The organism is Streptomyces sp. NPDC044044, assembly GCF_056434405.1.
This window is the reverse complement of sequence record NZ_JBWKFG010000008.1, coordinates 470,629-497,562: the sequence shown is the minus strand read 5'-3', so window position 1 is coordinate 497,562 and position 26,934 is coordinate 470,629. Positions and strand designations below refer to the sequence as shown.

26 protein-coding genes are annotated in these 26,934 nt (G+C 71.4%); 6 read left to right on the top strand and 20 right to left on the bottom strand.

The genetic code is table 11. The features are described 5' to 3' along the window. Nucleotides 1-176: 176 nt before the first annotated feature. From AC07AG_RS30275 to AC07AG_RS30260, 4 genes are all read left to right on the top strand, one after another. Entirely contained in the window at nt 177-533 is a 357-nt protein-coding gene (locus AC07AG_RS30275; RefSeq protein ID WP_478759292.1) for a DUF779 domain-containing protein, read from the top strand. Between the two features lie 199 nt (nt 534-732). Next, entirely contained in the window at nt 733-1,929 is a 1,197-nt protein-coding gene (locus tag AC07AG_RS30270) for a phosphodiester glycosidase family protein (RefSeq protein ID WP_478759403.1), read from the top strand. 144 nt (nt 1,930-2,073) lie between these two features. Next, nucleotides 2,074-2,628, top strand: coding sequence for an RNA polymerase sigma factor (locus AC07AG_RS30265; protein WP_478759291.1), 555 nt, complete (start codon nt 2,074-2,076; stop codon nt 2,626-2,628). Then, nucleotides 2,625-3,545: a CU044_5270 family protein gene (locus tag AC07AG_RS30260; RefSeq protein ID WP_478759290.1), complete on the top strand. Its 921-nt coding sequence runs from the start codon at nt 2,625-2,627 to the stop codon at nt 3,543-3,545. The genes AC07AG_RS30265 and AC07AG_RS30260 overlap by 4 nt, the downstream gene beginning before the upstream one ends. Before the next feature lie 29 nt (nt 3,546-3,574). Here AC07AG_RS30260 and AC07AG_RS30255 read toward each other — a convergent pair whose 3' ends face one another. From AC07AG_RS30255 to AC07AG_RS30200, 12 genes are all read right to left on the bottom strand, one after another. Further along, nucleotides 3,575-5,155, bottom strand: a complete 1,581-nt coding sequence (locus AC07AG_RS30255; protein WP_478759289.1) for a hypothetical protein — start codon at nt 5,153-5,155, stop codon at nt 3,575-3,577. Nucleotides 5,156-5,249: 94 nt separating this feature from the next. Further along, the gene (locus AC07AG_RS30250) at nt 5,250-5,444 is read right to left on the bottom strand and encodes a hypothetical protein (RefSeq protein ID WP_160503040.1); all 195 of its coding nucleotides are present in this window, start codon (nt 5,442-5,444) and stop codon (nt 5,250-5,252) included. A gap of 134 nt (nt 5,445-5,578) precedes the next feature. Continuing rightward, nucleotides 5,579-6,436 (bottom strand): phosphatidylinositol-specific phospholipase C/glycerophosphodiester phosphodiesterase family protein, encoded by an 858-nt coding sequence (locus AC07AG_RS30245; protein WP_478759288.1) that lies wholly within the window; start codon nt 6,434-6,436, stop codon nt 5,579-5,581. A 184-nt stretch (nt 6,437-6,620) separates the two neighbouring features. Continuing rightward, nucleotides 6,621-7,292, bottom strand: coding sequence for an ABC transporter ATP-binding protein (locus tag AC07AG_RS30240; protein ID WP_478759287.1), 672 nt, complete (start codon nt 7,290-7,292; stop codon nt 6,621-6,623). Then, on the bottom strand, nt 7,285-8,199 hold the full coding sequence (locus AC07AG_RS30235) for an ABC transporter ATP-binding protein (protein ID WP_478759402.1): 915 nt from the start codon (nt 8,197-8,199) through the stop codon (nt 7,285-7,287). The genes AC07AG_RS30240 and AC07AG_RS30235 overlap by 8 nt, the downstream gene beginning before the upstream one ends. 71 nt (nt 8,200-8,270) lie before the next feature. Next, a complete protein-coding gene (locus tag AC07AG_RS30230; protein ID WP_478759286.1) occupies nt 8,271-9,149 on the bottom strand; it encodes an ABC transporter permease in 879 nt (292 codons plus the stop codon). Next, a complete protein-coding gene (locus tag AC07AG_RS30225) occupies nt 9,142-10,107 on the bottom strand; it encodes an ABC transporter permease (RefSeq protein ID WP_478759401.1) in 966 nt (321 codons plus the stop codon). The genes AC07AG_RS30230 and AC07AG_RS30225 overlap by 8 nt, the downstream gene beginning before the upstream one ends. A 32-nt stretch (nt 10,108-10,139) precedes the next feature. Then, nucleotides 10,140-11,735 (bottom strand): ABC transporter substrate-binding protein, encoded by a 1,596-nt coding sequence (locus AC07AG_RS30220; RefSeq protein WP_478759285.1) that lies wholly within the window; start codon nt 11,733-11,735, stop codon nt 10,140-10,142. 142 nt (nt 11,736-11,877) lie between these two features. Continuing rightward, nucleotides 11,878-13,023, bottom strand: coding sequence for an acyl-CoA dehydrogenase family protein (locus AC07AG_RS30215; protein WP_478759400.1), 1,146 nt, complete (start codon nt 13,021-13,023; stop codon nt 11,878-11,880). Next, a complete protein-coding gene (locus AC07AG_RS30210) occupies nt 13,002-14,183 on the bottom strand; it encodes an acyl-CoA dehydrogenase family protein (RefSeq protein ID WP_478759284.1) in 1,182 nt (393 codons plus the stop codon). Before AC07AG_RS30210 ends, AC07AG_RS30215 begins: the two co-directional genes overlap by 22 nt. Beyond that, a complete protein-coding gene (locus tag AC07AG_RS30205; protein WP_478759283.1) occupies nt 14,180-15,148 on the bottom strand; it encodes an NADPH:quinone oxidoreductase family protein in 969 nt (322 codons plus the stop codon). Before AC07AG_RS30205 ends, AC07AG_RS30210 begins: the two co-directional genes overlap by 4 nt. A 79-nt stretch (nt 15,149-15,227) precedes the next feature. Beyond that, a complete protein-coding gene (locus AC07AG_RS30200) occupies nt 15,228-15,887 on the bottom strand; it encodes a helix-turn-helix domain-containing protein (RefSeq protein WP_478759282.1) in 660 nt (219 codons plus the stop codon). Between the two features lie 77 nt (nt 15,888-15,964). Between AC07AG_RS30200 and AC07AG_RS30195 the strand changes: the two genes are divergently transcribed. Together AC07AG_RS30195 and AC07AG_RS30190 are read left to right on the top strand one after the other, a co-directional pair. Continuing rightward, nucleotides 15,965-16,954, top strand: coding sequence for an NAD(P)/FAD-dependent oxidoreductase (locus tag AC07AG_RS30195; protein ID WP_478759281.1), 990 nt, complete (start codon nt 15,965-15,967; stop codon nt 16,952-16,954). 120 nt (nt 16,955-17,074) lie between these two features. Further along, nucleotides 17,075-18,016 carry an SDR family oxidoreductase gene (locus AC07AG_RS30190; protein ID WP_478759280.1) on the top strand — a complete coding sequence of 314 codons (942 nt, stop codon included), beginning with the start codon at nt 17,075-17,077 and terminating at the stop codon, nt 18,014-18,016. Nucleotides 18,017-18,066: 50 nt separating this feature from the next. On the opposite strand, the gene AC07AG_RS30185 is transcribed toward AC07AG_RS30190, so the two are convergent. From AC07AG_RS30185 to AC07AG_RS30150, 8 genes are all read right to left on the bottom strand, one after another. Further along, entirely contained in the window at nt 18,067-18,903 is an 837-nt protein-coding gene (locus AC07AG_RS30185) for an enoyl-CoA hydratase/isomerase family protein (protein ID WP_478759279.1), read from the bottom strand. Between the two features lie 74 nt (nt 18,904-18,977). Further along, nucleotides 18,978-19,730: a PIG-L deacetylase family protein gene (locus tag AC07AG_RS30180; RefSeq protein ID WP_478759278.1), complete on the bottom strand. Its 753-nt coding sequence runs from the start codon at nt 19,728-19,730 to the stop codon at nt 18,978-18,980. Between the two features lie 41 nt (nt 19,731-19,771). Further along, entirely contained in the window at nt 19,772-21,076 is a 1,305-nt protein-coding gene (locus AC07AG_RS30175; RefSeq protein ID WP_478759277.1) for an alpha/beta fold hydrolase, read from the bottom strand. A 66-nt stretch (nt 21,077-21,142) separates the two neighbouring features. After that, nucleotides 21,143-22,159 (bottom strand): LacI family DNA-binding transcriptional regulator, encoded by a 1,017-nt coding sequence (locus tag AC07AG_RS30170; protein WP_249591897.1) that lies wholly within the window; start codon nt 22,157-22,159, stop codon nt 21,143-21,145. 57 nt (nt 22,160-22,216) lie between these two features. After that, on the bottom strand, nt 22,217-23,308 hold the full coding sequence (rhaS, locus tag AC07AG_RS30165) for a rhamnose ABC transporter substrate-binding protein (RefSeq protein WP_478759276.1): 1,092 nt from the start codon (nt 23,306-23,308) through the stop codon (nt 22,217-22,219). Nucleotides 23,309-23,346: 38 nt separating this feature from the next. Then, nucleotides 23,347-24,363 carry an ABC transporter permease gene (locus AC07AG_RS30160; protein WP_478759275.1) on the bottom strand — a complete coding sequence of 339 codons (1,017 nt, stop codon included), beginning with the start codon at nt 24,361-24,363 and terminating at the stop codon, nt 23,347-23,349. Next, complete coding sequence (locus AC07AG_RS30155; protein ID WP_478759274.1) at nt 24,356-25,396, bottom strand: ABC transporter permease; 1,041 nt, start codon at nt 25,394-25,396, stop codon at nt 24,356-24,358. The genes AC07AG_RS30160 and AC07AG_RS30155 overlap by 8 nt, the downstream gene beginning before the upstream one ends. Further along, a complete protein-coding gene (locus AC07AG_RS30150; protein WP_478759273.1) occupies nt 25,393-26,889 on the bottom strand; it encodes a sugar ABC transporter ATP-binding protein in 1,497 nt (498 codons plus the stop codon). The genes AC07AG_RS30155 and AC07AG_RS30150 overlap by 4 nt, the downstream gene beginning before the upstream one ends. Nucleotides 26,890-26,934 lie beyond the last annotated feature (45 nt).

Below are 26,934 nucleotides of genomic sequence, written 5' to 3'. Positions count from 1 at the left end.
CGCCGTGGGCCACGCGCACGCGCGGGGCCGCCACGCCCAGGACCGGGGCACCGGCACCGCACCGGTGCCGGCATCTGCATCGGCATCGGCATCGGCTGCAACGTCCTCGCAACCTTGCCCGGCCTTGACTGGGTCACCGCCTCGACGGCGGCCCGGTGACCAAGGAGCGGCTGCCCATGACCGACACCCCGCGCGTGGAGCTGACCCCCGCCGCCGCCGATCTGGTGCGGCGGCTGCGGGCGGCCCACGGACCGCTGATGTTCCATCAGTCCGGCGGCTGCTGCGACGGCAGCGCGCCCATGTGCTTCCCGGAGGGCGAGTTCCGGACCGGTGACTCCGATGTGCGCCTTGCGTCGCTGGCCGTGGAAGGCGTCGCCGAACCGGTCTCCTTCTGGATGTCGAAGAGCCAGTACGACGTGTGGAGCCATACCCGGCTGATCGTGGACGTGGTGCCGGGCCGTGGCAGCGGCTTCTCCCTCGAAGCCCCGGAAGGCGTCCGTTTCCTCATCCGTTCACGATTGGTCGGCACATAGCCCCCGACACGGCACCCGTCCGGCTCTGCCCTCTGGTGCACTTTCTGACCGACCCTCAGACTGAGGCGGTCGGTCGGCCAGTGAGACATCAGGGGGCACGGTGGCAACACGGCGCAAGCACAGCTTGGGACGGTTCAGAACGGCGAGAGCGGCGCTCTCGGTATTGACGGCATTCGGCACGCTGGCCGGTGCGGCTCTGATGGGAGCGGCACCGGCCAGCGGCGTGGAGGCGACCGCGGAATCGACCGGGGAGTCCACCGCGTCGATGATCGCGCCGGGCGTGCAGTACCGGCAGTTCGACATCGTGGCCTCCCACGGCATGACCCGCGCGCACGTACTCGACGTCGACCTGAGCGACCGCCAGACCAGTGTCGGATTGCTCTATCCGGGTGCAGTTGGCGCTCGGTCCGTCGTCTCCGCGCTCGCGGACGGTGCGGGGGCGGTCGGCGGGATCAACGGCGACTTCTTCAACATCTCCGAGACCCAGCATCCGGGCGTCGAGGCCACCGGCGCACCCGTCGGACCGGCGGTCGCACACGGCCGGGCCCTCAAGGGGGCGGTGCCCAACGGTCAGCGCTTCGGTCCCGCGATGCCTCCCGGGGTGACCACCGAAGCCGTGCTCGGCGTGGGCCTCGACCGCAAGGCCCGCATGGACAACCTCCGTCTGGACGGCGAAGTACGCACCGCTCAGAAACGGTTGCCCCTCGGCGGACTCAACCAGTACGCCCTGCCCGTGGGGTCCGTCGGCGCGTTCACCAGCGACTGGGGCAGCACCTCGCGGGTGCGCTCCACCTGCGGCACCGACACGAACCGCGGCGCCCCCTGCAGCACGGACACCCATGAGGTGACGGTGCGCGGCGGCCGTGTGGTGGGGTCGGCGGGATCGCCCGGCACTGGGCCCGTGGCCTCCGGCAGCACGGTCCTCGTCGGCCGCGAGGCGGGCGCGCAGGAGCTGCGCAAGCTGTCGATCGGCGACCGGGTGCAGGTCAAGCACCGTCTGGTGGCGGCCAAGTCACGCGTCCCGTTCCGCTTCGCGCTCGGCGGCTACCCCGTCCTGCGCGGCGGCGCCCCGCTGCCCGGCCTCGACGCCGTCACCCCTGCCGTGCGGACGGCGGCCGGAATCTCCGACGGCGGCAAACGCCTCCTGCTCCTCTCCCTCGACGGCTCCCCCGAGTTCCGTACGGGGCTGACCATCGCCGAAGTGGCCCAGACCCTGACGGAATTGGGCGCCACGGACGGCTTCAGCCTGGACGGCGGCGGCTCCTCCACGCTCGTCTCGTCCGCCACCCTGGTCGCGAAGGCCCCGGGCGCGGAATCCGTCACCGTACGCAATCACCCCAGCGGCGGCGCGGAACGCCCGGTGGCGAACGGCATCGGCGTCTTCTCCCAAGGCTGACCCCGGGGCAGACTCCAAGGCAGACTCCAAGGCTGATCCCAGGGCAGACCCCAGGGCTGACCGGCGACGAGTGCGAACGCAGGTACGGCTTCCCGACAAGTAGGGGGTGAGACCGCCGACCGGCGGTACGGATACGGAGGTCCCGTGCTCACGGACCTGGACGACGAGGAGCTGCTGGCCCGCACCGCGCGGGACCCGGCAGCCTTCGAACCGCTGGTGGTGCGCCACTCGGCGGCTCTCCACGGCTACTTCGCACGCCGGGCGCCCGCGGCCGCCGACGACCTGCTCGCCGAACTCTGGCTCCAGGCGTACGCGGCCCGGCGCGGCTTCGACGCCGCCCGCGGACCCGCGAGGGCCTGGCTGTTCGGGGTTGCCCGCAACGTCCTCTCGGCGCACTGGCGGCGGCTCGCGCAACAGCGCACAGGGCCGCCCGGCGAAGGCCGTGACGACGACCCGTGGGAGGCGGTGGACGCGCGGCTCGACGCGGCCGCGGTGGCGCCGCAGCTGCGCGAGCTGCTCGCCGGACTCCCGCCGGACGAGCGGGAGTTGCTGCTCCTCGTCGCGTGGGAGCAGCTCACGCCCGGCGAGGCCGCCGCGGCCATCGGCATCCCCGCGGGGACGGCTCGCTCCCGGCTGCACCGCGCCCGTACCCGGCTGCGCTCGAACGCGCCCCTCAAGCTGACTGGAGACCTGGCATGACCGAACGCGGTGACCTTCTCGACTTTCCCGGTGCCGAAGAACTGATCGCGGCGGGTGACGTGGCACCGCCCGCACCCGACGTGGTGGCGGCGGCCCGAGCCGCGGTGGCGGGCGCCGCGCTGCGCGAGGGGTCCGTGGTCCCGCTGCGCACCCGCGCCGTCCCGCGCCGCCGCAGGCTCCTGGTCGCCGCGGCGGCGGTGGCCGCGATCGCCACCGGCGCCGTGGCGTACCCGGTCCTCGACCTGGGGGGCAAACCGGCGGCCACCGCATCGGCGGCCCAGTTCCTGAACGACATGGCGACCGTCGCGGCGGACTCCCCGGCAGCGCACTCCCCGTACTGGAAGGTCCGCATGGAGACGGTGAACCAGGACGACGGGGATGCGACGACGACCACCTGCTTCGACCGGGCGGGCCGCATCTGGACGGTGGACGCGAACGGCACGGTCCACGGGCCGGGCAAGGGAAGCAAGACCAAGAAGTGGCCCGTGGGCAGCAAGTGGCTGACCTGGCCCGCGCTCGACAAGCTGCCCACGGGTCAGAAGGCGCTCACCGCGCTCTTCCCGAAGGACGCAGAGAGCCGCCGCCACCAGGTGACCGCCCTGCTGGAGGACTCACCCGCGAGCCCCGGACTGCGTGCCGCCCTCTTCCAGATCCTCGCCGACACCCCCGGCGTGAAGCTGATCGGTGACGTCAGGGACAGCAAGGGGCGCCCGGGTGTCGCCTTCGAGATCAAGTGGTCCACCCTCGGGTTCTCGACCGGTCCCGGCAAGGACGTGAAGTACCGGATGACGGACCGCTACATCGTCGACCCGGACACCGGCTTCCTCCTGGAGACGACCCACAAGAGCCACGGCGAGGACGGCTCGGCGGACCGCTACACCTGGCTGGAGGTGGGCCCGGCCGACCGCGTCGGCTGAGCCCTGCCCTCCGTGCGGGCGGGACGCGCTCACTCGGTGTCCCGCACCGCCACCAGACCGTTGAACACGCCCACGTACGCGGTGCCGTCCGGGCCGAGAGTCACCGGCGCCCAGTTGTTGTCGTAGGCGATGCCCGTGCCGGCGAGGCGCTTCCACTTGGTCTCGCCGGTGCGGAAGTCGACGGCCGTCAGATACCAGGCATCGATGCCGAGGCTGCTGGGCTCCTTCGTGTAGAAGTACAACAGCCCGGAGGCGGTGGACAGTTTGGGCACGTTCGACGGGGCGCGGACGTCGCTCTCCCAGACGGTGTCGCAGCCGCTGCCGTCCTCGCGTACGTCGATCCTGCTGACGCCGCCGACGACGCTGCGTCCGAAGGTGAGCGAGGTGATGTTCTCGTAGCCGTAGTTGTTCTCGACGACGAGGCTGTTGCCCCAGGTGATCAGCGAGTTGTCGGTGGTGGACGCGCCGGATCGGAAGACGGGGACCTTGCAGACGAGGCGCTTGTCGTCGGCGACGTCCTCGCCCCGCCGGTAGACGAGGACGTTCATGCGGTCGTCGGCGTTGTCGGTGATCGCCACGTAGTCGTCGTCGCCCTGGCCGAAGAGGTCGGGCGTGGTGCCCGAACCCTGGTTCACCGAACCGGGCTTGGTGCCCGTCCCCCGGTCGTAGGTCTGGCGCCAGAGTGCCTTCGGGGTGCCGTCCTTGCCGGCCCGGAAGCTGTAGAGCGCGTGGTCGGAGACGATGGACACGCCGTCATCGGCGACGGAGAACGAGTTCTGGATCTCCTCGCCCTCAAGGCGGACGGAGCGGATGTCACCGGACGCGGGGTCGACGGTGCCGACGCGCCCCTGCCGGGTCACCCACCAGATGCGGCCCTCCCAGTCGGGCATCACCGAGGTGACCGGGTCACATTCGCCGCTCGGGTACGGATTTGACCAGGTCACACAGTCGTGCGGGACGTGCGCCGTCAGATCCCAGTCCTTGTCGACGACGAACCGCCAACTGCCGTCCGCCGCCTGCTCGTGCGCGAGCCGGACGATGTGCTGGCGGGAGTCGGCCAGGACGAGCCGGTCCTCGTTGTCGAGGTATGAGTAGGCGCCGCCCGAGGTGTCCTTGAAGATCTTCGAGAAGTCCAGGCGTGTGATGGCCTCGACGGTGGAGGGGCGCTGCGGCAGCTTGTACTCGGCGAGCGTGTCCATCGTCTCCGGGTCGAGCAGCTTGACCAGGAATCCGGTGAACGTGCCGCAGACGGTGACGATGCGGCCGGCCTTGTCGAAGGTGACGGTGGCGCACTCACCGCCGAGCGCCGCCATCTTCTCGCTGCTGACCTTCGGCTTCTTCCCGAGCGGCCCGTTCCAGGGGTACGTTCCGCTGCCCGCCGCGTCCGCGTGCATTCCGCTGCGGCCGTTGGCGGCGAGATACGGGTGCTGGGGCGGCTGTTCGCCGGGCAGCGGGCGGGCGTCGGCGGGCCCGCCCGTGTACTGGTCGACGAGCCGGTGCCCCGGCGCCCTCGGTATGTCGTCCGCCTGGGCGGGATACGCGAAGGACGCGGCCGAGACGGTGAGAGCGGTCAGGGCCAGGGCACTGCTGAGGGTTCTGCGACGCGGCATGGGGCCGAAGCTAGGGCCAGACCCTTGAAGTGTCCATGGAAAGATGACACTTGTTCACGAACACGCAACGATCACGACCGCAGGCCGCTGACGATCACGGTTGCAGACCGCTGACGATGTCCGCGGCGGCCGTGACCCCGTTGTGAATGGTCGGCGCCATGCTCGAACTCGCCAGATAGAAGCCGAGCAACGCACAGACCAGGGCGTGCGAGAACTTGAGTGCGCCGTTGCGCAGAAAGACCACTGCCAGGATCACCAGCAGCAGCACCACGGAGACCGAAATGGCCATGGGGACAACCTCCTCCGCCACGTCAACACCGCGGCTCTGGGCCGAGTGTGGCGCAGCGGAGGGACCGTCCGGGCGACCGGCATGTCCTCCGAACGGGTGTTATGTGCCGGGGCGTTGCTACGGGCGGCCCGGGGCTACTGCCCGTGGGCGTCGAGGAACGCCTCCAGCCCCGCCAGGTCGTCGGTGTTCAAGTGGTCGACGCCGGCGGCGAGGAGCTCGCCCCACACGGCGTCGCGCGCCGGGCCCGCGAGATCGGGCGTCGCCCAGAAGCGGACGCGCTGCCCGCGCTTGTGGGCGGCTCCGACGATGCCGCGCAGCTTGTCGCGCTCGGCGGCAGGGATCGCGCCGACGCCCTGCCAGCTGAAGTTGAGCGTCCAGTTGTCGCTGATCAGCGGGATGAGCGAGGCGGGCGCCGCGCTGCCCAGGTCGGCGAGGCGGCCGTCGTAGAAGGCGCGGCGCAGGCGCTGGGCCTCCATCGGCGCGCGGGCGGCCCGGTCTCCGGAGATCACCGCCGTCACGGGGCCACGGCGCACCTTGCCGTACGAGTACGTCGTGAACAGGTGCCGGTAGCGCCGGAGGTGGCGGTCGAGTTCGAGGTACGTCGCCGCGCCCTCGGTCTTGATGTCGATCAGGAGCTGGAAGGGGGTGCGGTGGTAACCCCGGTACACGGAGCCGTGGTTGGCGCGCACGCGGGCGGCCAGGGGGTCCAGGTACAGCGATTCGAGGGTGCGGGCGGGGTCGAGGTCGATCGGGTCGTGCGCGACCAGGAGCGCGCCGTCGACGAGGTAGATGTCGGCCTCGACGCTGCCGAAGCGGTGGTCCAGCGCGTCGAACAGGGGCCGGGGGTGCTCGTAGTCGTTGTGCGCGTGGGCGCGGATGAGGGGGCGGGGTCCGTGTCCGCGCTCGCTCGCCTGGGCGTACGCGGGGACGGCGGCGGTGCCGGCGAGTGCGGCACCGATGGTGAGGGCTCTACGACGGGTGACGAGTGCCACGGAGACTCCCGGAAGGGGCGAGGGGACGACGGGCGGGCCTCAGTGAGTATGAGGCCATGCTCGCGTCAAGAAACCTCCCCGTGCCGGGAGTTGGCGCTATCGACGCCCTTCGTTCATTCCGGGAAACGCAGGGCGGCGCATCGCCACCTCACGCCACGTCACGGCGCCTCATCCCGCGGCTCCGTCACCGTACTTCCAGCGGAGCGCTCAGCTCGTCCCAGTGGACGGTCCGCTCGCACCAGCGCTCCAGGAGCACCCGGTCGTGCCCGACCGCGAGCAGCCCGGCGCCGCTCTCCCGCCGGTACTCCTCCACGGCGTGCACGAGTGCCGCCGTCGTCGAGGCGTCCAGCATCGCGGTCATCTCGTCGCAGATCAGCCAGCGCGGGCGGAGCACCAGGGCGCGGGCCAGACAGGCGCGCTGCAGCTGCCCGTCGCTCACCTCGTGCGGCCTGCGGCCCAGGAGGTCCTCGCCGAGCCCGACCGTGGCCGCCAACTCCCTTACCCGCTCGGTGGCTTCGCCGCCGCGCCCGGCCGCGCGCAGCGGCTCGGCGATCAGGTTCGTGAGGGTGAGCCGCGGGTCGGCCGAGAGCCGGGGCTGCTGGAAGACGACGCCGAAGGCGGTGCGCTGGGCGCGGGGTGCACGGTGCCGCCAGCCGCGGGCGGGCTCGCCGTCGATGACGACGCGGCCCGCTTCGGGCTTGTGGAGCAGGGCGGCGACCCGGGCCAGGGTCGACTTGCCGCAGCCGCTGGGGCCGAGAAGGCCTACGGAGGCGCCGGGCGCGAGCGTGAGGTCCACGCCCCGCATGACGGGGGCGCGGCGGTCGTATCCGGCGGTGATGGAACGCAGTTCAAGCACGGGGTGCCTCCAGGACGGCCGCCGTATGGGGGTGGTGGCAGGCGACTCCGTCCACCGGCTCGGGAACGGTCCCGCACGCATCGTCAGCCCCGGAGCAGCGCGCCGCGAAGGCGCATCCGCCGGGCAGCGCGGACAGTTCGGGCGGCATGCCGGGGATCGGCGTGAACTCGCGCTCCGGGAGGGCGTTCAGGAGGCCGCGCGCATAGGGGTGCCGGGGGCCCGGGGTGCCGAAGAAGTCCTCGGCGTCGGCGAGTTCGACGATGCGGCTCGCGTACATCACGGCGACGCGGTCGGCGATGCGCTCCGCGGCGGCCAGGTCGTGGGTGATCAGGAGCAGCGCGCGGTCGTCGCCGACGTGCCGCCGCAGCTCGTCCACCGTGCGGTCGACGAGGTCACGGTCGAGGCCTGTCGTCGGCTCGTCGGCGAGCAGCAGCGGTGCGTCGCCGATGAGCGCGAGCGCGGTGGCGGCGCGCTGGGCGAGTCCGCCGGACAGCTCGTGCGGGTAGCGGTCCAGGTGCCCGGCGGGGAACGCGGCACGCTCCGCGGCGGCTTCGGCGGCCTTGCGCAGCTGCGGGCGGCGCACGTCCGCCAGTTCCCGCAGGGTCTCCTCCAGCTGGGCGCGGACCGTGCGCACCGGCGTCAGGTGCGCGGCCGGGCTCTGCGGTACGAGACCGACGCGCCGCCCGCGGACCGTGCGGGCCAGGGTGCGCTCGTCGGCGGCCAGCAGGTCCACGTCGCCGATGAGCGCGGACCCGGCGCTCTCCGCGTTCTGCGGAAGCAGCCCGAGCAGCGCGGAGGCGAGCACGGACTTGCCGCAGCCGCTCTCGCCGACGAGGGCGAGGCACTCCCCCGCCGCGAGGTCGAAGTGGGCGTCGGTGACGGCGGAGACGAAGGTGCCGCCGCGCATGCGGAACCGTACGGAGAGACCTCGTACGGAAAGCACCGGGGACGAGGGGGACGGGTTCGGGACGGGCTCGGTCACAGCATCAGCTCCGATCGGCGCCGGGGGTTGATCCGTTCCCGCCAGGCGCCCGCGAGGCCCGCGATCGCCAGGGTGGGCACGATGATGAACAGGCCGGGGAAGAGCGTCGGCCACCAGTCCCCTGCCAGGAGCGAGCCGCGCGCGCTCTGCACGAGGGTGCCCAGGCTCGCCTGGTGGGTGGGGAGTCCGAGGCCGAGGAAGGACAGCGCGGACTCGTGCCAGATGGCGTGCGGCACCATCAGGACGGCGGCGAGTCCGGCCTGCGGGAGCACGCCGGGCAGCAGATGGCGCACGGTGACGCGCATCCGCGACGCGCCGCCGGAGATGGCCGCGTCGACGTAGGGACGCGACCGCAGCGAGAGCACCTCGGCGCGCACGATACGGGCCGTGGACAGCCAGTGTGTGAGCGCGACCGAGACGACCACCGGCCACACGCCGGGCCGGAACATCGCCACGATGAAGATGCCGAGCAGCAGGTGCGGCACGGACGAGAAGACGTCCACGAGCCGCATCACGACCCGGTCCACCCAGCCGCCCGAGGCGGCGGCGAGCGCCCCCACGGCCGTGCCGATGACGGTGGCGACGACGGCGGCGACCACGCCCACGAGGAGCGAGACCCGCAGCCCGTACACGCAGCGCAGGAGCAGGTCGCGTCCCACGTCGTCGGTGCCGAAGGGGTGCTCCCAGGAGGGCGGCTGGAGCTTGGCCGCGAGGTTCACGGCCTGTTCGTCGAGGTTGACCAGCGGCGGCACGAGAAGCACGGCGAGCACGATGGCCGCGACGATCACCGCGGAGGAACGCACCCGCCACGCGCGCGTGGAGCGCGTCTTGGCGGCGCCGCCGATGGAGGCGCGCCAGGTCGTCGTGTCAGCCATCGAATCCCACCCTCGGATCGGCGAGCCCGTACAGCAGGTCGGCGAGCAGGTTGCCCAGAAGCACCGCCACCGTGGCCAGGACGGTGAGCGCGGCGAGCAGCGGGAAGTCCACGGCGGTCGCCGCCGACACGGTGGCCGCGGCGATGCCGGGCCAGCTGAAGACGGTCTCCACCAGGAGCGCCCCGGTGATCAGTTCGGGCACGCGCGAGCCGATCAGCGTGAGCACCGGCAGCATGCCCGAGCGCAGGGCGTGTCCGAGGAGCACGGTCCGCTCGGCGAGGCCACGCGCGCGTGCGCCCCGGACGGGGTCGTCACCGAGTGCGTCGCCGACTCCTTGGCGTACGTACAGGACGAACCACGGAAGCTGCGAGATCGCCAGGACGGCGGCGGGCAGCACGAGGTGGCTCGCGACCTGCCCGGCGGTGACGGCCGTGCTCGCGGTGTCCGTGAGGCCGCCGGAGGGCAGGACCCCCAGCTTCAGGGCGAACAGCCAGACGGCGAGCAGGCCGACCCAGAAGGGCGGCGCCGCTTCGAGCGTGTACGCGAGCGAGGTCACGGCGCGGTCGAGCCAGCCGCCGGGGCGGCGCGCGGCGAGGACGCCGAGCGTCGTGCCGACGAGGATGGCGAGCAGGAACGCGGTGGCGGCGAGCAGCACGGACCAGCCGATGCGTTCGCCGATGACGTCGGAGACGGGCTGGCGCAGGGTGCTGGAGTCCCCAAGGTCGCCGCTCACGGCCGATGTCAGCCACTCCCACCAGCGCTGCGCGAGCGGCTGGTCGACGCCGAGGTTGGCGCGCAGCTGGTCGAGGTTCTCCTGGGACGCGGTGAGCCCGGCCGTGCCCGCGTACGCCTTGACGGGGTCGAAGGGGGACGCGGCGGCGATCGCGAAGACGCCGAAGGTCACGGCGAGCAGGACCGGGACGGCGAACAGGGCCCGCCGTCCCGTCATGCGCGCCATCGGCCCCCAGGGGAGCTTGTGGAGCGCGGACTTCACTGCTTCGGCTGCCAGTCCTCGACGTTCCACCACGGTCCTGACGCGAGGCCGTGGTCGTGCGGCTCGATCTGGGTGGTCAGGTCGCCGAAGCGCTTGTCGACGACGTAGAGGTGGTCGATGTGGGTGAGGAAGGTGTAGCCCGGGTTCTTCACCAGCTCGCGCTGAATGGTGTCGTACGCGGCCTGCCGCTTGGCGTGGTCGCCGCTCTCGCGGGCCTCGTCGAGCGCCTTGTCGACCTTGGGGTTGTCGTAGTGGGCCATGTTGTTGAAGCCGTCACCGGCGAGCGAGGACTTCAGGAGGGTGTACTGGTCGAAGTCCGGGTCGGCCGGGGAGCCGCCGCCCGCGAGGACCGCGTCCTTGGGCATGCGCGGCTCGATGACCTCCCAGGTGCCCGCCTGCACCTCGACCTTGATGCCGAGCTTCTTGGCGTCGGATGCGTAGGCGAGCGCGTGGTCCTGGCGGAGCTTGTCGCCGGAGAGGTACCAGAGCGGGAACGTCGCCTGGACGCCGTCCTTCTCGCGGATGCCGTCCTTGCCGGGCTTCCAGCCCGCCTTGTCGAGGCTCTTCTTGGCCGCGGCGAGGTCGTGCTTGCGCTCGGTGCCCTTGGTGAACCAGGGGCTGTCGGTCGGCACGGGCCCGTAGGCCTCCTTGCCCGCGCCGTCCAGGATCGAGTCGACCATGGCCTTGCGGTCGACTCCGGTGTCGAGCGCGCGCCGGATGTCGGTGTCGCCCGTGACCTTGTTGCCGGTGGGCAGGGTCACCACGCGGTAGTCGAAGGTCTTGGCGGCGTACGACTTCTTGTTGCCGTCGCTCTCGTACTTCTTCGCGAGGTTGGGCGGCAGGATCGCGCCGTCGAGCTCACCGGCGTCGAGCCGGGTGGCGCGGATGTCGTCGTCCTTGATGATCGCCATGGTGAAGTTCTTGACCTTCGGCGCTCCGCCCCAGTACCCGGGGTTGGCCTTGAAGGTGAGCTTTTCGCCCTTGGACCACTTCACCAGCTTGTAGGGGCCGGTGCCGACCGGCTTGGTGGTGAACTCGCCGGTGTTCACGTCCTGCTTGCCGGCTATGTGCTCGGGCGCGATCGGCAGGACGGTGCGCTCGGCGAACGGCGCGTAGGGGTACTTGAGGTGGAAGACGACGGTGTCGTCGCCCTTCGCCTCGACGTCCTTGACGGCGTCCAGCTCGGTCTTGGCGGCGTTGTTCGTCTTCTTGTCGAGGATCGTCTCGTAGGTGAAGACGACGTCCTTGGACGTGAAGGGCTTGCCGTCGCTGAACTTGACGCCCTCGCGCAGCTTGAAGGTGTAGGTCTTGCCGTCGTCGCCGACCTCGGGAAGCCCGGCGGCGAGCGCGGGCTTGAGCTTCATGTCGGCGTCGTGCGTGAGCAGACCGTCGAAGATCTTGGAGTTGCCGTCCTTGCCGTAGCCGAGGAGCGGGCTCAGGGTGTCCGGTTCGTACGCGATGCCGACGACCGCGGAGTCCTTGGCGCCGCCCGCGTTCTTGCCGTCACCCGGCGCCGAACAGGCCGAGGCGGCGACCGCCAGTGAGGCGGCCGCCGCTACCGCGCCCGTACCCCGTATCGATCGGGCCCTCATGCTCCACACCCCTACTGAAGATCAAACGTTATTGCGAACGGGTCGCAATTATGCCTCATGTAATGGGTAGGTAAAACGTGCGGGCCATACGGAATGGATCACGGGGAGACCGCATGGATCACGGGGCGCAGGGGCCTCCGTGTCAGGGAGCGGGCAGGTTCACGCGCGCGGCCAGCTCCTCCCGGTGGCGCCCCACCGTGCCGAGCGCGATGGAGTCGGACTTGGCCCGCTTGAGGTAGAGGTGGACGGGATGTTCCCAGGTCATGCCGATGCCGGCGTGCAGCTGGAGCGCCTCCTCGGCGATGTGCACCGTGGCGGGGGACGCGTAGGCCTGTGCGAGAGCCGCCGCTACATCGGCGTCCGCGCTGTCGGCGGCCAGGGTGTCGGCCGCGTTGCGGGCGGCGGCGCGGATGTTGACCACCTCCAGCCAGAGCTGGGCGAGCCGGTGCTTGAGCGCCTGGAAGGAGCCGACGGGCCGGTTGAACTGCGTGCGTTCCTTCGTGTAGCGCACGGTCTCGGTCAAACACCAGTCGGCGAGGCCGAGTTGCTCGGACGCGAGGAGCCCGGCTCCCGCCCGCAGACCCCGCCGTACAGCGGGTCCTGATTCCGGAGCGACCGCACGCGCGCGTGCCCCCTCGAAGGTGACCGTGGCGAGCGGGCGCGTGAGGTCGAGCGAGGTCTGCGGTGCCACGGTGACGCCGTCCTCCGTCGCGTCCACCGCGAAGAGCCCCGCACGCGTCGGCACGAGGAACACATCGGCGGCGAGCGCGTCGGCGACACCGGGGACGCTGCCGCGCAGGGCCCCCTCCTCCGTGCGCACGTCGGGCAGGGCACCGCCCGGGGCAGTGGCGAGCGGCACGGTGAGCACGCCGACCGTGCGTCCGGCGGCGAGCATGCCAAGGAGTTCCCTCGCCGCGTCGCCGTCGCAGGCCAGCAGCGCCTCGGTGGCGATCACGGCACTGGTCAGATAGGGCACGGGCGCGACGGCCCGGCCCAACTCCTCAAGGACGACGGCGGCTTCGCGGTGCGTGGCCCCCTGGCCGCCGAGCTCCTCGGGCACGAGCAGGCCCGCGAGGCCCATGCCGTCCGTGAGCGCCTTCCACAGGTCGCGGTCGTGCGGCTCGGCGGACTCGGTGCGCTTGAGCACGGCGGTGGCGTCGCAGTGGTCGGCGATCAGGCCGCGCACCACCGAGCGCAGCGCCTCTTCCTCCTCGGAGTACAGCAGGTCGCGCTGCGCGGGCTGCGGGCTCTGTGTGGTCTGCGTACTCAACGGGCCAGGTCCTTCCAGGCGACGTCCTTGTCGGTGCGCGGCTCGGACGGCAGTCCGAGGACACGCTCGGCGACGATGTTGAGCAGCACTTCGCTGGTGCCGCCCTCGATGCTGTTGCCCTTGGCCCGCAGATAGCGGTAGCCCGCGTCACGGCCGACGAAGTCGACCTTCGCGGGCCTTCGCATCGTCCAGTCCTCGTACAACAGCCCCTCCTCGCCCAGGAGTTCCACCTCCAGGCCGCTGATCTCCTGGTTCAGACGGGCGAACCCGAGCTTCATGCCCGAGCCCTCGGGACCCGGCTGCCCTGCGACGAGCTGTTGGCGAAGCCGCTCCCCGGTGAGCCGGGCGACCTCCGCCTCGACCCACAGCTTGAGGAGCCGCTGGTGCAGGTCGTGCGTGCGCAGCTCGGGGCGCTCGCGCCAGGCCTTCACGACCGGGCCGATCATGCCGCCCTCGCGCGGGATGCGGGCGCCGCCGATGGACACGCGCTCGTTCATGAGGGTGGTCTGCGCGACCTTCCAGCCGTCGCCGATCTCCCCCAGGCGGTGCGCGTCCGGGATCGTCACGTCGGTGAGGAAGACCTCGTTGAACTCGGCCTCGCCGGTGATCTGCCGCAGCGGGCGCACCTCGACGCCCGGGTCGGTCATGTCACAGACGAAGTACGTGATGCCGCGGTGCTTGGGCACCTCCGGATCGGTGCGCGCGATGAGGATGGCCCAGCGGGCGGCGTGCGCGCCGGACGTCCACACCTTCTGCCCGTTGACCACCCAGGAGTCGCCGTCACGGACGGCGCGGGTGCCCAGGGCTGCCAGGTCGGATCCGGCGCCCGGCTCGCTGAAGAGCTGGCACCACACCTCGTCGCCGACCCACAGCGGCCGCAGGAAGCTGCGCTTCTGCTCCTCGGTGCCGAAGCGCAGGATCGTCGGCGCCGCCATGCCGAGGCCGATGCCGATGCGGCGCGGGTCGTTGTCGGGCGCGCCCGCGGCCTCGAGCTCGGCGTCCACGACGGCCTGCAGGGACCGCGGGGCGCCGAGGCCGCCGAGCCCTTCCGGGTAGTGCACCCAGGCGAGCCCGGCGTCGAAGCGGGCCTTCAGGAACTCCGCGCGTTCCGTCGTCGCGGGCGGGTACGCGGCGAGGAACTCCTGCGCGCGGCGGCGCAGTCCGGCTCCGTCCGTCATGCGTCGCCTCCCTCGGGGACCACGGCGACCCGCCCCGTGGTGATGCCGTCGGCGACACGCTGGACGGCCGCGGCAGCGTCGCTGAGGGGCACGCGCTCGCTGATCAGCGGCTTGATCGCGCCCTTGGCCGCGAGCTGGGTGAGCTCTTCGTGGCAGCGCAGGATCGCCTGCGGGTCCTTGGCGTTGTACAGGCCCCAGTGCAGGCCGAGCACCGCGTAGTTCTTCACCAGCGCGTGGTTGAGGGCGGGCGTCGGGATGACACTGCTCGCGAAGCCGACGACGATGATCCGCCCCTCGAAGGCGACACACTTCGTGGACTGCGTGTACGCGTCGCCGCCGACGGGGTCGTAGATGACGTCGGCGCCACGGCCGCCGGTGGCTTCCTTCACGGCGCCGATCACGTTCTCCGTACGGCGGTCGATGACCAGGTCGCAGCCCAGCTCGCGCGCGACCTCGGCCTTCGCGGCGCCGCCGACGACGCCGATGACCTTGGCGCCCGCCGCCTTGCCGAGCTGCACGGCGGCGCTGCCGACACCGCCCGCGGCCGCGTGCACCAGGAGGGTCTCGCCTGCCTGGAGGTGCGCGCGGCGGTGCAGGCCGAACCAGCCGGTCTGGTAGCCGATGTGCAGGGCGGCGGCCTCGGCGTCGTCCAGGGCGTCGGGCGCGGGCAGGACGGCCGCCGCGTCGGCGATCGCGTACTCGGCGAATCCGCCGTGCGGAAGGGCGGGGTTGGCGATCACGCGCCGTCCGTCCTCGGTCTCGCCGCAGATCTCCACGCCGGGTGTGAACGGCAGCGGGGGCGTGATCTGGTACTGCCCGCGGCAGAGCAGCGCGTCGGGGAAGTTGATGTTGGCGGCGCGGACCTTGAGGAGCAGCTGTCCGTCGCCCGGCACCGGCCGGTCCACGTCTTCGAGGCGCATCACCGCGCCCGGCTCGCCGTTCTGGTGCACTTGCCATGCCTGCATGCGGGGCCTCCACGGTGCGTTCGTAGACCTAGCTCCGTCGCATACTAAGCGGTCGCTTGCAGGCAGGGGAACCGTCTCGTCAGTCCGCTTCGCGCTGATGCCGATCGGACGGCCGGGCGGCCCGCTGAGTGGGCCGCGCGCGCACGTGCATCCGCTCGCCCTGCGGCCCGAACAGGCTGAGGAACTCCGCGGGCCCCTCCCCCGTGGAGCCGAACCAGTGCGGAAGGCGGGTGTCGAACTCCGCGGCCTCGCCCGCCGTGAGGATCACGTCGTGATCGGCGAGCACGAGCCGCAGCCGTCCGGACAGGACGTACAGCCACTCGTACCCCTCGTGGGTCTGCAGGTCGGGCTCGACGGAGCGGGAGGGCTCGAACAGCTTGTACGCCTGGAGGCCGCCGGGCTGCCGGGTCAGCGGGATCATCGTGCGGCCGTGCCGGACGATCGGCTTGGCCCGCACGCGCGGGTCGCCGACGGGCGGGGCGCCGACGAGCTCGTCCAGGGGGACCTGGTGGGCGCGGGCGATGGGGAGCAGGAGCTCCAGGCTTGGCTTGCGGTTGCCGGACTCCAGGCGCGAGAGGGTGCTCACGGAGATGCCGGTGGCGGCGGCGAGACCCGCGAGCGTCGCGCCGCGCTCCTTGCGGATTCTCCGCAGGCGGGGCCCGACCTCGGCCAGCACTCCGTCAAGATTCGCGCCGTCGTCTTCGTGCTCCGCCTGGTCCACTGCTCCGCTGTCCGTCATGACTCTATTGCAGTATCGGCAAAGTTGATTGTCAATACCGCATGGTCGGTGCGACGGTCTGCGTGGAGGTGGTCACGATGACCCAGGCCGCAGACAACCGGAAGACCAACAGCAACAGCACCGCGTACGACGTGGTCGTCGTCGGCGGCGGAGTGGCAGGGCTCAGCGCGGGGCTCGTCCTCGGCCGGTCCCGGCGGCGCGTACTGATCGTGGACGCGGGCGAGCCGCGCAACGCGCCCGCCGCGCACATGCAGGGTTATCTGTCGCGGGACGGGATGCCGCCGGCCGAGTTCCTCGCCGTGGGGCACCGTGAGGTCGAGGCGTACGGCGTGGAGCTCGTCGACGACCGGGTGACGGCCGTACGGCCCGACGGCGGCGGGGAGTTCGAGGTCGACCTCGCGGGCGGCAGGTCCGCGCACGCCCGTCGCGTCGTCGTGGCCACCGGCCTGGTCGACGAACTGCCGCGGGTGTGGGGCCTCGCCGAGCGCTGGGGGCGCGATGTCCTGCACTGCCCGTACTGCCACGGGTGGGAGGTGCGGGACGAGGCCTTCGGCGTGATCGCGTCGCCCGTGACGGGTGTCCATCAGGCGCTCCTTGTCACCCAGTGGTCGAAGGACGTGACGCTCTTCCTGCACACGGTGCGGGAGTTGACCGCCGAGGACCGCGAGAGGCTGGACGCCGCCGGCGTGACCGTGGTGGAGGGCGAGGTGACCTCACTCGACGTGGCCGACGACCGCCTGACGGGGGTGCGCCTCGCCGACGGCCGGGTGGTCCCGCGCTCGGCGCTGTTCGTGGAGGCGGGGACGACCCCACGTGACGATCTGCTGACCGGCCTCGGCGCGGACACGCAGGACACGCCCTTCGGCCCCTACCCCGCCGTGGCTGCGGCAGGCCGCACGAGCGTCCCCGGCGTGTGGGCGGTGGGCAACGCGACAGGCCCCAAGGTGCAGGTGGTCAGCGCGGCGGCCGCGGGCTACCAGGCCGGGCTCATGATCAACCACGAGCTCGTGCTCGGTGACATCGACGAGACCGTCGCGGCGCGCCACCGGGCGAAGGAGCGAGCCTGATCTCCTGCTCGCCCTTGGTGGGCAGGGCGCGCCCCGGGTCACGGGGCGGAGGCTCCGTGAGTGCGCGTGATCTCCCTGCGGGCATGGAGATGTGAGGCGTTCCGCGATATCGATGCCCCCATGACGGACCACGCGAGTGAACCGACGACGCCACCGCAGGGACTTCCCACGCCTCCCCCGTCCGGCGCGAGCGCGCTGCCGGACGGGACGTACGACGGGACGGTCGTCCTCGTCACCGGCGGCGGGACAGGCCTCGGCAAGGCGATCTCCGCGGAGTTCGCGCGGCTCGGGGCGGATCTGGTGATCGCGAGCCGCAAGGAGGAGCGGCTGAAGGCGGCGCGGGACGAACTCGCGGGCCTCGGCGGCCGGGTGACGGCCGTGCCGTGCGACATCCGGGACCCGGACCGCGTCGCCGAGGTCTTCGACGCGGCGCAGGAGGCGTACGGACTGCCGGACGTCCTGGTCAACAACGCGGCGGCGAACTTCCCCGTGCCCGCCGAGGACATGTCCCCGAACGCGTGGCGCTCGGTCGTGGACATCACCCTGACCGGGACGTTCTTCATGACACGGGAGTTCGGCCGCCGCCATCTCGCGGCCGGCACGCCCGGCTCCGTCATCAACATCGGGGCGTCGTACGCGTGGACGGGCGGACCTGGTTTCGCGCACAGCGCGGCGGCCAAGGCGGGCGTGAAGAGTCTCGTCGAGAGCCTGGCGGTGGAGTGGGGTCCGTACGGGATCCAGGTCAACGGCCTGGTGCCGGGCCTGATGCCGCACGAGGACATGACCGCCGACATCCGCGGCAATCTCGACCGGGCAACGCCCGCGCAGGACCGCGTATCGGGCGACCGACAGCGGGAGTTGAGCTCCCGCCAGCCCGCCCTGCGCGTCGGCGCCCCGCGTGAACTGGGCTGGGCCGCGACCTTCCTCGCCTCGCCCTACGCGCGCTTCATCACCGGGCACACGCTGGTGGTCGACGGCGCGAACTGGCAGCGGCGCACTCTGGTCAGCCCGCAGGTGGTGACGGTGCGCGAGCAGATGGGGCGAGGACCCTTCGAGGGGTAGGCCAGCCCCCCGGGGACAGGTCGTCCCCGGGAAAAGGCCTGTCCCCGGGCCTACTTACCCTCGAAAGCAGCCGCTCTCCGCTCCCCCTTCGCCGCGTATCCGACACGTGAGTCCTCCGACGTCAGCGTGATCGCCGCGTTCAGCGCGACCCGGTCGAGGGCCGCGTCCATCCCCGCGTCCGCGTAGGCGTCGATGCCGCGCTTGATGCCCTGGACGGCCAGCGGGGCGTTCGCCGCGATCTCCGCGGCGACCTCGCGGGCCGTCTTGGTCAACTCGTCCACCGGCGTGACGAGTTGTACGAGCCGCAGCCGCTCGGCCGTGGCAGCGTCGATACGGCGCCCGGTGAGCGAGAGCAGCTTGGCCCAGCCCGCGCCCGCGTCGCGCGCGATGCGCAGATCACCGCCCGCGTCCACCGCGACGCCGATCTGCGCCTCCGGCAGCGCGAACACCGCGTCGTCGGACGCGATCCGTACGTCCGCCATCAGCGCGAGCTCGAAGCCGAACCCGAGGCAGTACCCCTGCACGGCGGCGACGACCGGCTGCGGGAGGCGCGCGAACGTGCGGAATCGCTCGTGGACCCAGCGCATGCCCTCGTAGTAGTTGCGGGTGCGCTCGGACACCGAACGGCCTTCGATCGCACCGCCGTTGAGTGCGGTGACGTCGATCCCGGCACAGAACGCCCGCCCCTCCGCGCGCAGCAGCACCGCCCGGATCGAGTCGTCGAAGCGGATCCGGTCGGCGAAGATGCCGAGCTGGCGTGTGGCCTCCCAGCTCCAGGCGTTGAGCTTCTGCGGGTAGCAGAGGGTGAGGATGCCCAGGCCGTCCTCGATGTCGAGGCGCAGCCGCTCCTCACCCTCCGGGATGTCCGTGCCGATGGTGTCGATCATCCAGCACCAGCTCCTGCCTACGTTTCTGACGTCCCGTCAGGTGATGGACGTGCCGTCAGCGTAGTGGCGGTGGCTCAGCGGCTGAAGACCTCGAAGGACACCGCGGGCTTCCCGCCGAAGCGCGGCGCCACCCGCTGGGCGTTGCCCGTGAGGAACTCGCGGCAGTACTTCTCGGGGTCCTCCTGCGTCAACACCACGATGTACGTGCGGTGTTCGAGGAGCGAGCGCACGGAGCGCTCGAGCCCGGCCGTCGCGTCCACCGCGTGCGTGGGCGACGACGAACCGGCGACGGCCACCCAGCGCACACCGTTCCAGGGATCGAGGGCGTCCTCCTCGATCAGCTCGGGGAAGATCCACCGGTTGCCCGCGTCCCCCACGGCGTCGAGGGTGGCACGGCCCACGGCGACGTGGTCCGGGGTGTTCCAGGCGACGCCGCCCCACGTGTCGCGGTGGTTGAGCGTGATCACGAGCTCGGGCCGGTGCCTGCGCACCGCGGCGGCGATGTCGCGGCGCAGCGCCGTCCCGTACTCGATCACGCCGTCCTTGTGGTCGAGGAACTCCACGGTCGACACGCCGACGACGGCCGCGCTGGCCCGCTGCTCCCGCTCGCGCAGCGGCCCGCACGTGGCGGGGTCGAGGGTGTCGATGCCCGCCTCGCCACGGCTGGCCAGGAGGTAGGCGACCTCGCGCCCGCCGTCCGTCCATCCGGCGATCGCTGCCGAGCAGCCGTACTCCAGGTCGTCCGGGTGGGCGACGACGGCGAGGGCACGCTGCCAGTCCTCGGGCATGGGGCTGAGCTGGTCGTTCACATCCAACGGCTCTGTCATGCCCGCAGCCTAGCTTCGCGGGGCCCGTCGCGGACGCCTCATCAGACCTCGCCCCGGGCGAGGGCCAGGAGCCGGTCGAGGACGCGCGGTGAACCCACCCGCAGGCCGTCGTGCTCGTACTCGTCGGTGACCCAGGTGCGCAGGCCACGGATGGAGCGGGCGGTGCGCAGGGAGTGGTCGGTGTCCACGTACATGTCGTCGTGGTAGATGGCGGCGGCGGCCGGCACCTCGTTCGCGGCGAGGCGTGCCGTGTCGTACAGGGGAGCCCAGCCGGTGTGTGCGGCAAGGAGCTCGGCGGTCTCGCGCAGCGGCCGCAGGGCCGGGTCGCAGTCGAACTGCCAGCGCTGGACGGCTTCCCCGGTGAACAGCAGCGGCGCGTCCCCGGCGAGCGCCTTGCCCGGGTCGAACTGCGGGAACTGACCGCGCAGCCGCTGCGCGGACCAGTCGGTGGGCCGCTCGCCCTGACCGTAGATCGTCTCGTGCATCAGCGCGAAGAGCGGGCGGTTCCTGAGCGACAGGGCGGCCTGCACGTCTTCCTGGAACGCGTCGGACAGGGCGGGCCCCGATGGCGTCCGTACGAAGGCGTCCTCGATGAGGTAGTGCAGACGGTGACTGCCGTCCTTGGTGCCGAGCAGCATGCCGAGGGACTGGAACGCCTCGACGGTGAGGCGGTAGCCGCCGTTCAGGACCGGCTCGTGCTCGGCGAGGTGGGCCGCGATGCGGCGGGCACGCTCGACGTCCTGGGGGTAGCGGGCGTAGTGGGCGGCGCTCTTGCGTTCCATGCGCGGGTAGGCGGCGCGGTAGACGTCGTCCGCGTGGCCGTCGAGCGTGGGCAGGCCGCCGGTGATCAGGGCGGTGTGCAGGCCTTCGGGGGCCGCCGACAGGTAGTGGGTCGCGCAGAAGCCGCCGAAGCTCTGGCCGAGCACGGTCCAGGGGGCGCCGGTCAGCTCGCGCCGGATCAGCTCGCAGTCCCGGACGATGGAGTCGGCGCGGAAGTGAAGGAGGTAGTCGGCCTGTTCGCGGGGGCCGCCGCGCAGCGGGAGCGTCTGGCGCGTGGCCGGGGTGGAGCTGCCGGTTCCGCGCTGGTCGAGCAGCAGCACCCGGTAGTCCTGCAGGGCCCTGCCCAGCCATGCCTCCTTGCCCACGAACCGGTTGGCCCCGCAACCGGGGCCGCCCTGGAGATAGACCAGCCACGGCAGGTCGGCGCTCTCGTGCGCGCTCGCCACGGCCTCGCGGGCGAAGACCTCGATCCGCTCCCCCGCCGTGTCGTCGTGGTCGAGGGGCACGGAGAAGCGGTGGTCGGTGAGGACCACACCGGGCTGACGGTAGGAGGCGGTGACGGTCAAGGGGGCTCCTGGGCGTGTGCGGAACGGGACACTTCGCCCAGTTCAGCACACGCGCCGCAGGGATGGTCAGCGGGGTGTCAGGCTGGAGCGCCGTACGACGAGCTCCGGCTGGAGCACCACACGCCGGTGATCGTGCTCCTCCGGTTCGGCGTCCGACTCGGTCTCCTCCAGGAGGAGTTCCGCGGCCATCGCACCCATCTTGATGGCGGGCTGGCGCACGGAGGTGAGCGGGACGACGGCGGCCGCGGCGAACTCGATGTCGTCGTAGCCGACGATGGCGATGTCCTCGGGCACGCTCACCCCGGCCGCGTACATCGCCTGGAGCACCCCGAGGGCGAGCAGGTCGTTGGCGCAGAAGACGGCGGTCGGCCGCTCGGCGAGGCCGAGGACGCGGGCGCCCGCGTCGCGTCCTGCGGCCACGTCGAGACGTTCGGTGGGCAGTTCCCGCAGCGCCGAGGCCGGCAGACCGGCCTCGGCCAGGGCCTGCAGCGCTCCCTGCCTGCGGTCCTTGACCTGGTTGAGTCCGGGCGGCCCGCTCACGTACGCGATGCTGCGGTGGCCCGTGTCCACCAGATGGCGCACCGCGAGCGCGCCCCCGAGGACGTCGTCCACGGAGACGGAGCACTCGGTGGCGCCCTCGGCGACCCGGTCGACCAGGACGAACGGGATGGCGTGCCTGCGGAACGCCTCGATGTTGCGTCCCGTCGCGTCCGCCGGGGTCAGCAGGACGCCCCGGACCCGCTGTTCGGCGAAGAGCGCCAGATATTCGGCCTCTTCGGAGGGGCTCTGTCCGCTGTTGCACATCATGACGCGGAGCCCGGCGTCGCGCGCGGCCCGCTCGGCACCGCGCGCGACGTCCACGAAGAAGGGGTTGCCCATGTCGAGCACGAGCAGCGCCATGATGCGGCTCTGCCCCGCGCGCAGCTGCCGTGCGGACTCGCTGCGGACGTAGCCGAGCCGCTCGATCACGGACTGCACCCGGTGGCGGGTCTCCTCGGAGACCACGTCCGGGCGGTTGATCACGTTCGACACGGTGCCCACCGACACGCCGGCGTGCTTCGCCACGTCTTTGATGCCGACCATGCGTCCCCTTGTTCCGTTGCTCGTGCGGTGCCTTGTGCACCGCCGCCTGCGATCCCCTCAGAATTTGTACTGGTCGATGTTCTTCTTGTCGAAAACGGTCGGTTCGCCGAGATCGACGACCCCCTTGTCACCGATGGTGAAGCTGCCGAGGTCTCCGGCCTCGTACTTCTCCCCCTTCTTGCCGGTGATCTGGCCGGACTTCAGGGCCACGGCGGTGTGCGCGGCGAGTGCGCCGAGCTTGGCCGGGTCCCACAGCTCGAAGCCCTCGACGGTGCCGTTCTTCACGTACTGACGCATGTCGTTGGGGGTGCCGAGGCCGGTGAGCTTCACCTTGCCCTTGTACTTCGATCCCGAAAGGTACTGGGCGGCGGCCTTGATGCCGACGGTCGTCGGCGAGATGATCCCGGCCAGCTTCGGGTGCTCCTGGAGGAGACCCTGGGTCTGCTGGAAGGACTGCTGGGCGTCGTCGTTGCCGTAGGCGGTCTTCACCAGCTTCATATTCTTGTACTTGGGCTTCTTCAGCTCGTCCTTCATGAAGCCGATCCAGGTGTTCTGGTTCGTCGCGGTCTGGGCGGCGGAGAGGATCGCGATGTCGCCCTTGTAGCCGAGCTGCTTGCCGAGCAGCTCCACCTGGGTGCGGCCGAGTGCCTCGGCGCTGGACTGCGAGACGAACACGTCACGGCAGCCGGGGTTGGTGTCCGAGTCGTACGTGACGACCTTGATGTCGTTCTTCATGGCCTGCTTGAGGGCGGTGCACAGGGCGCCGGGGTCCTGTGCGGACACGGCCATGGCGTCGACCTGCTGCTGGGTGAGCGTGTTGACGTAGGAGACCTGCCCACTGGTGTCGGTCGCGCTGTTGGGGCCGGTCTCCTTGTACGTCGAACCGAGCTCCTTGAGTGCCTTCTCGCCGCCCTTGTCAGCGACGGTGAAGTACGGGTTGTTGACCTGCTTGGGCAGGAAGGCGACGGTCAGGCCCTTCTTGGTGGCCGCGCCCGGGTCGGCCTTGGCGTTCGAGGCCTTGCCCGCGTCGTCGTTCTTCGAGGACTCCTTGGTGGTGCCGCCGCAGGCGGTGGCGGTGAGGGCGAGCGAGGTGACGGCGGCCAGTGTCACGCAGGCGCGGGTGAGGGCGGAGCGGCGGGGAGAGAGCATCGTTGGTCCCTTTCGGACGTGTCGACGGTACGAGGGGTTCAGCGGGCGGGAGCGGCGGCGCGGCGGCCCGCTCGGGCGACGGCGATCTGCCGGGCCACGCGCGGCCCGAGCACGGACACGACGAGCAGCACGCCGGTGACGACGATCTGCGACTGCGCGGAGACGTTGAGCAGGCTCATCGCGTTCTGCAGCGCGCCGAGCAGGAAGACTCCGGCGATCGCGCCGCCCAGGGTCCCCTTGCCGCCGTCGAAGTCGATGCCACCGAGCAGTACGGCCGCGACGACGGACAGTTCGAGCCCGGTGGCGTTGTCGTAGCGGGCGCTCGCGTAGTGCAGGGCCCAGAAGACGCCCGTGAGCGAGGCCATGAGGCCCGTGGCGACGAACAGCCACAGCTTGTGCCGCTTGACGCGCACACCGGCGAACCGGGCCGCCTCCTCATTGGCGCCGATCGCGAAGAGCGAGCGCCCGAAGGGCGTGGCGTGCAGGACGACGACGGCGATCGCGAGCAGCGCGAGGAAGGGCAGGAAGGCGTACGGCAGGAAGGTGTCGCCGACCTGTCCGGCCGCGAAGTCCAGGTACTGCGAGGGGAAGTCCGTGACGGCGTCGGAGCCGAGGACGATCTGTGCGATGCCCCGGTAGGCGGCCATGGTGCCGATGGTGACGGCGAGCGAGGGCAGCCCGAGACGGGTCACCAGGAGGCCGTTGACCAGGCCGCAGACGACTCCGATGAGGAGAACGATCGGAATGATCGTCTCGATGGCCATCCCCGCGTTCCAGAGCGCGCCCATCACGGCTCCGGAGAGCCCCGCCGTCGAGGCCACCGAGAGATCGATCTCTCCGGAGACGACGAGGAGCGTCATCGGAAGGGCGATCAGCGCGATGGGCAGCGTGTTGCCGATGAGGAACGACAGGTTGAGGGCGTTCCCGAAACCGTCGACAAAGGAGAACGACATCAGGAGGAGTACGACAAGGAGAGCGCCGACAACGGTGTCCCAGCGGACGGCCCTCGTGAGCGTGAGCCGGTTGGCGTTGGTGTCAGCCTTGGGGTCAGCCATGGCGGGCGTTCCTCTTCTTCAGGGCCTTGGCGACGCGCAGGGCGACGATCCGGTCGACGGCGATGGCCAGCACGAGCAGCACGCCGTTGATGGCGAGCACCCACACGGAGCTGACGCCGAGCGCGGGAAGCACGCTGTTGATGGAGGTCAGAAGCAGGGCTCCGAGTGCCGCGCCGTAGACGCTCCCGGAGCCGCCGGTGAAGACGACGCCGCCGACCACGACGGCGCTGACGACGGTGAGTTCATAGCCGTTGCCGGTGGCCGAGTCGACGTTGCCGAAGCGGGCCAGGTAGAGCGCTCCGGCGAGTCCTGCGAGCGCTCCGCACGCGGTGTAGGCGGCGAGGATGCGCTTGCGTACCGGGATGCCTGCGAGGCGTGCGGCCTCGGGGTTGGAGCCGAGGGCGTAGAGCTCGCGTCCGCCGCCGAAGTGCCGCAGGTAGTAGGCGACGGCGACCAGGACGGCGAGCGCGATCAGGGCCAGATACGGCACGGCCGAGATCCCGCCGGAGCCGAAGTCGACGAAGCCGGCCGGCAGGTCGGACGCGGTGATCTGCCGGGAGCCGACCCAGATGGAGTCGACGCCCCGGATGATGTAGAGGGTGCCGAGGGTCACGACGAGCGCGGGCACCTGGCCGAGGCTGACGAGTGCCCCGTTGAGCAGGCCGCAGCCGACGCCGAGCGCGACCGCCAGGAGGATCGCGACCGTCGAGTCGCCGCCGCCCTGGAGGTAGTTGCCGGCGGCGAAGGCGCTGATCCCGAGCGTGGAGCCGACCGACAGGTCGACGTTGCGAGTGATGACGACGAGGGCCTGTCCCGTCGCGACGAGGACGAGGATGGTCGCGTTGAGGAGCAGGTCCTTGATGCCCTGCTCGGACAGGAACTCGCTGTTTCCTGCCTGGGTGATGCCGATCATCACCAGGAAGACCAGCAGGATGGCCAGTTCGCGCATCTTGAAGACGCGGTCGACGAGCCGGGTGGCCCCGGCCTTCTCCGGGTCCACGGCGGGTGCCGGGCTCTGGGTGGTCACGCTCATGCCGTCCTCCCTGTGGCGGCGGCCATCACGGACTCCTCGGTCGCCCGCGCGCGCGGGATCTCGGCGGTGAGCCGCCCTTCGTGCATGACGAGGACCCGGTCGGCCATGCCGAGGATCTCGGGCAGGTCGGAGGAGATCATCAGGACCGCTACCCCGTCGGCGGCGAGTTCGGAGAGCAGGCGGTGCACTTCGGCCTTGGTGCCGACGTCGATGCCGCGGGTCGGTTCGTCGACGATCAGCACCTGGGGCCTGGTGGCGAGCCACTTGGCGAGGACGACCTTCTGCTGGTTGCCGCCGGACAGGGTGCCGACGGCGTCGGCGATGCGCGCGTACTTCACCTGGAGGCGCACCGCCCAGTCGAGCGAGCGGCTGCGTTCGGCGCCGCGGTCCATGAGGCCCGCGCGCACCGTCGTACGCAGTCCGGTGAGCCCGATGTTGCGCTCGATGGACATGTCCATCACCAGGCCCTGGGCGCGCCGGTCCTCGGGGACGAGCGCGAGACCGGCGGCCATGGCGGTGCTCGGCGCGCCGTTGAGCAGCGCCTTCCCTTGCACCTCGACCGTTCCGGCATCCCACTTGTCGACGCCGAAGACGGCCCGCGCGACCTCGCTGCGTCCGGCCCCGACGAGCCCGGCGAGCCCGACGATCTCGCCGCGCCGCACGTCGAACGACACATCGGTGAAGACGCCCTCACGGGTCAGCCGGCGGACGCTGAGGGCGACTTCGCCCACCTGGGTGTCCTGCTTCGGGTAGAGCTCGTCGAGGTCGCGGCCCACCATGCGGCGTACGAGATCGTCCTCGGTCAGGCTGGCGAGCGGCTCGCTCGCGATCAGGCCGCCGTCCCGCAGCGTGGTGACGCGCTGGCACAGCTCGAAGATCTCCTCGAGGCGGTGCGAGATGAAAAGGACGGCGGCGCCCTGTTCGCGCAGGGTGCGCACGACACCGAAGAGGCGGGCCACTTCACTGCCGGTGAGGGCGGCGGTCGGCTCGTCCATGATCAGGACCCGGGCGTCGAAGGAGAGCGCCTTGGCGATCTCGACGATCTGCTGGTCCGCGATGGAGAGCCCGCGCGCGGGCTGGTCGGGGTCGAGGTCCACGGCCAGGCGCTTGAAGAGCGCGTCAGCCGCGGCGTGCACGGCCTTGTGGTCGACGCGGCCGAGCGAACGGCGGGGCTGGCGCCCCATGAAGATGTTCTCCGCGACGGAGAGGTCGGGGAAGAGCGTCGGCTCCTGGTAGATGACGGCGACGCCCGCGTCCCTGGCGTCGCCGGGGCCGTGGAAGACGACCGGGGACCCGTCGAGCGTCAGCTCTCCCGTGTCCGGCCTGTGGACCCCGGCGAGGGTCTTGATGAGGGTGGATTTCCCTGCGCCGTTCTCGCCCGCGAGGGCGTGCGCCTCACCGGCGTACAGCTCCAGGGAGACGTCGTGCAGGGCGCGCACGGCCCCGAAGGACTTGCTCAGGCCCTGCACGGCAAGGACGGGGGGCTCTCTCATAGGTAGCACCGATCGGTCACGAAGGGCATGCGGCTTCTGGCATGG

Excerpts from the sequence above, each read along its gene's own strand:
- AC07AG_RS30255 (WP_478759289.1), bottom strand. The coding sequence starts at position 5,155 with ATGCCGCGTCGCAGAACCCTCAGCAGTGCCCTGGCCCTGACCGCTCTC.
- AC07AG_RS30275 (WP_478759292.1), top strand. The coding sequence starts at position 177 with ATGACCGACACCCCGCGCGTGGAGCTGACCCCCGCCGCCGCCGATCTG.
- AC07AG_RS30185 (WP_478759279.1), bottom strand. The coding sequence starts at position 18,903 with ATGATCGACACCATCGGCACGGACATCCCGGAGGGTGAGGAGCGGCTG.
- AC07AG_RS30230 (WP_478759286.1), bottom strand. The coding sequence starts at position 9,149 with ATGGCTGACACGACGACCTGGCGCGCCTCCATCGGCGGCGCCGCCAAG.
- AC07AG_RS30220 (WP_478759285.1), bottom strand. The coding sequence starts at position 11,735 with ATGAGGGCCCGATCGATACGGGGTACGGGCGCGGTAGCGGCGGCCGCC.
- AC07AG_RS30150 (WP_478759273.1), bottom strand. The coding sequence starts at position 26,889 with ATGAGAGAGCCCCCCGTCCTTGCCGTGCAGGGCCTGAGCAAGTCCTTC.
- AC07AG_RS30180 (WP_478759278.1), bottom strand. The coding sequence starts at position 19,730 with ATGACAGAGCCGTTGGATGTGAACGACCAGCTCAGCCCCATGCCCGAG.
- AC07AG_RS30250 (WP_160503040.1), bottom strand. The coding sequence starts at position 5,444 with ATGGCCATTTCGGTCTCCGTGGTGCTGCTGCTGGTGATCCTGGCAGTG.
- AC07AG_RS30235 (WP_478759402.1), bottom strand. The coding sequence starts at position 8,199 with ATGCGCGGCGGCACCTTCGTCTCCGCCGTCACCGACGCCCACTTCGAC.
- AC07AG_RS30190 (WP_478759280.1), top strand. The coding sequence starts at position 17,075 with ATGACGGACCACGCGAGTGAACCGACGACGCCACCGCAGGGACTTCCC.
- AC07AG_RS30260 (WP_478759290.1), top strand. The coding sequence starts at position 2,625 with ATGACCGAACGCGGTGACCTTCTCGACTTTCCCGGTGCCGAAGAACTG.
- AC07AG_RS30160 (WP_478759275.1), bottom strand. The coding sequence starts at position 24,363 with ATGGCTGACCCCAAGGCTGACACCAACGCCAACCGGCTCACGCTCACG.
- AC07AG_RS30205 (WP_478759283.1), bottom strand. The coding sequence starts at position 15,148 with ATGCAGGCATGGCAAGTGCACCAGAACGGCGAGCCGGGCGCGGTGATG.
- AC07AG_RS30210 (WP_478759284.1), bottom strand. The coding sequence starts at position 14,183 with ATGACGGACGGAGCCGGACTGCGCCGCCGCGCGCAGGAGTTCCTCGCC.
- rhaS (WP_478759276.1), bottom strand. The coding sequence starts at position 23,308 with ATGCTCTCTCCCCGCCGCTCCGCCCTCACCCGCGCCTGCGTGACACTG.
- AC07AG_RS30195 (WP_478759281.1), top strand. The coding sequence starts at position 15,965 with ATGACCCAGGCCGCAGACAACCGGAAGACCAACAGCAACAGCACCGCG.
- AC07AG_RS30200 (WP_478759282.1), bottom strand. The coding sequence starts at position 15,887 with ATGACGGACAGCGGAGCAGTGGACCAGGCGGAGCACGAAGACGACGGC.
- AC07AG_RS30225 (WP_478759401.1), bottom strand. The coding sequence starts at position 10,107 with ATGGCGCGCATGACGGGACGGCGGGCCCTGTTCGCCGTCCCGGTCCTG.
- AC07AG_RS30170 (WP_249591897.1), bottom strand. The coding sequence starts at position 22,159 with ATGGTCGGCATCAAAGACGTGGCGAAGCACGCCGGCGTGTCGGTGGGC.
- AC07AG_RS30155 (WP_478759274.1), bottom strand. The coding sequence starts at position 25,396 with ATGAGCGTGACCACCCAGAGCCCGGCACCCGCCGTGGACCCGGAGAAG.
- AC07AG_RS30270 (WP_478759403.1), top strand. The coding sequence starts at position 733 with ATGGGAGCGGCACCGGCCAGCGGCGTGGAGGCGACCGCGGAATCGACC.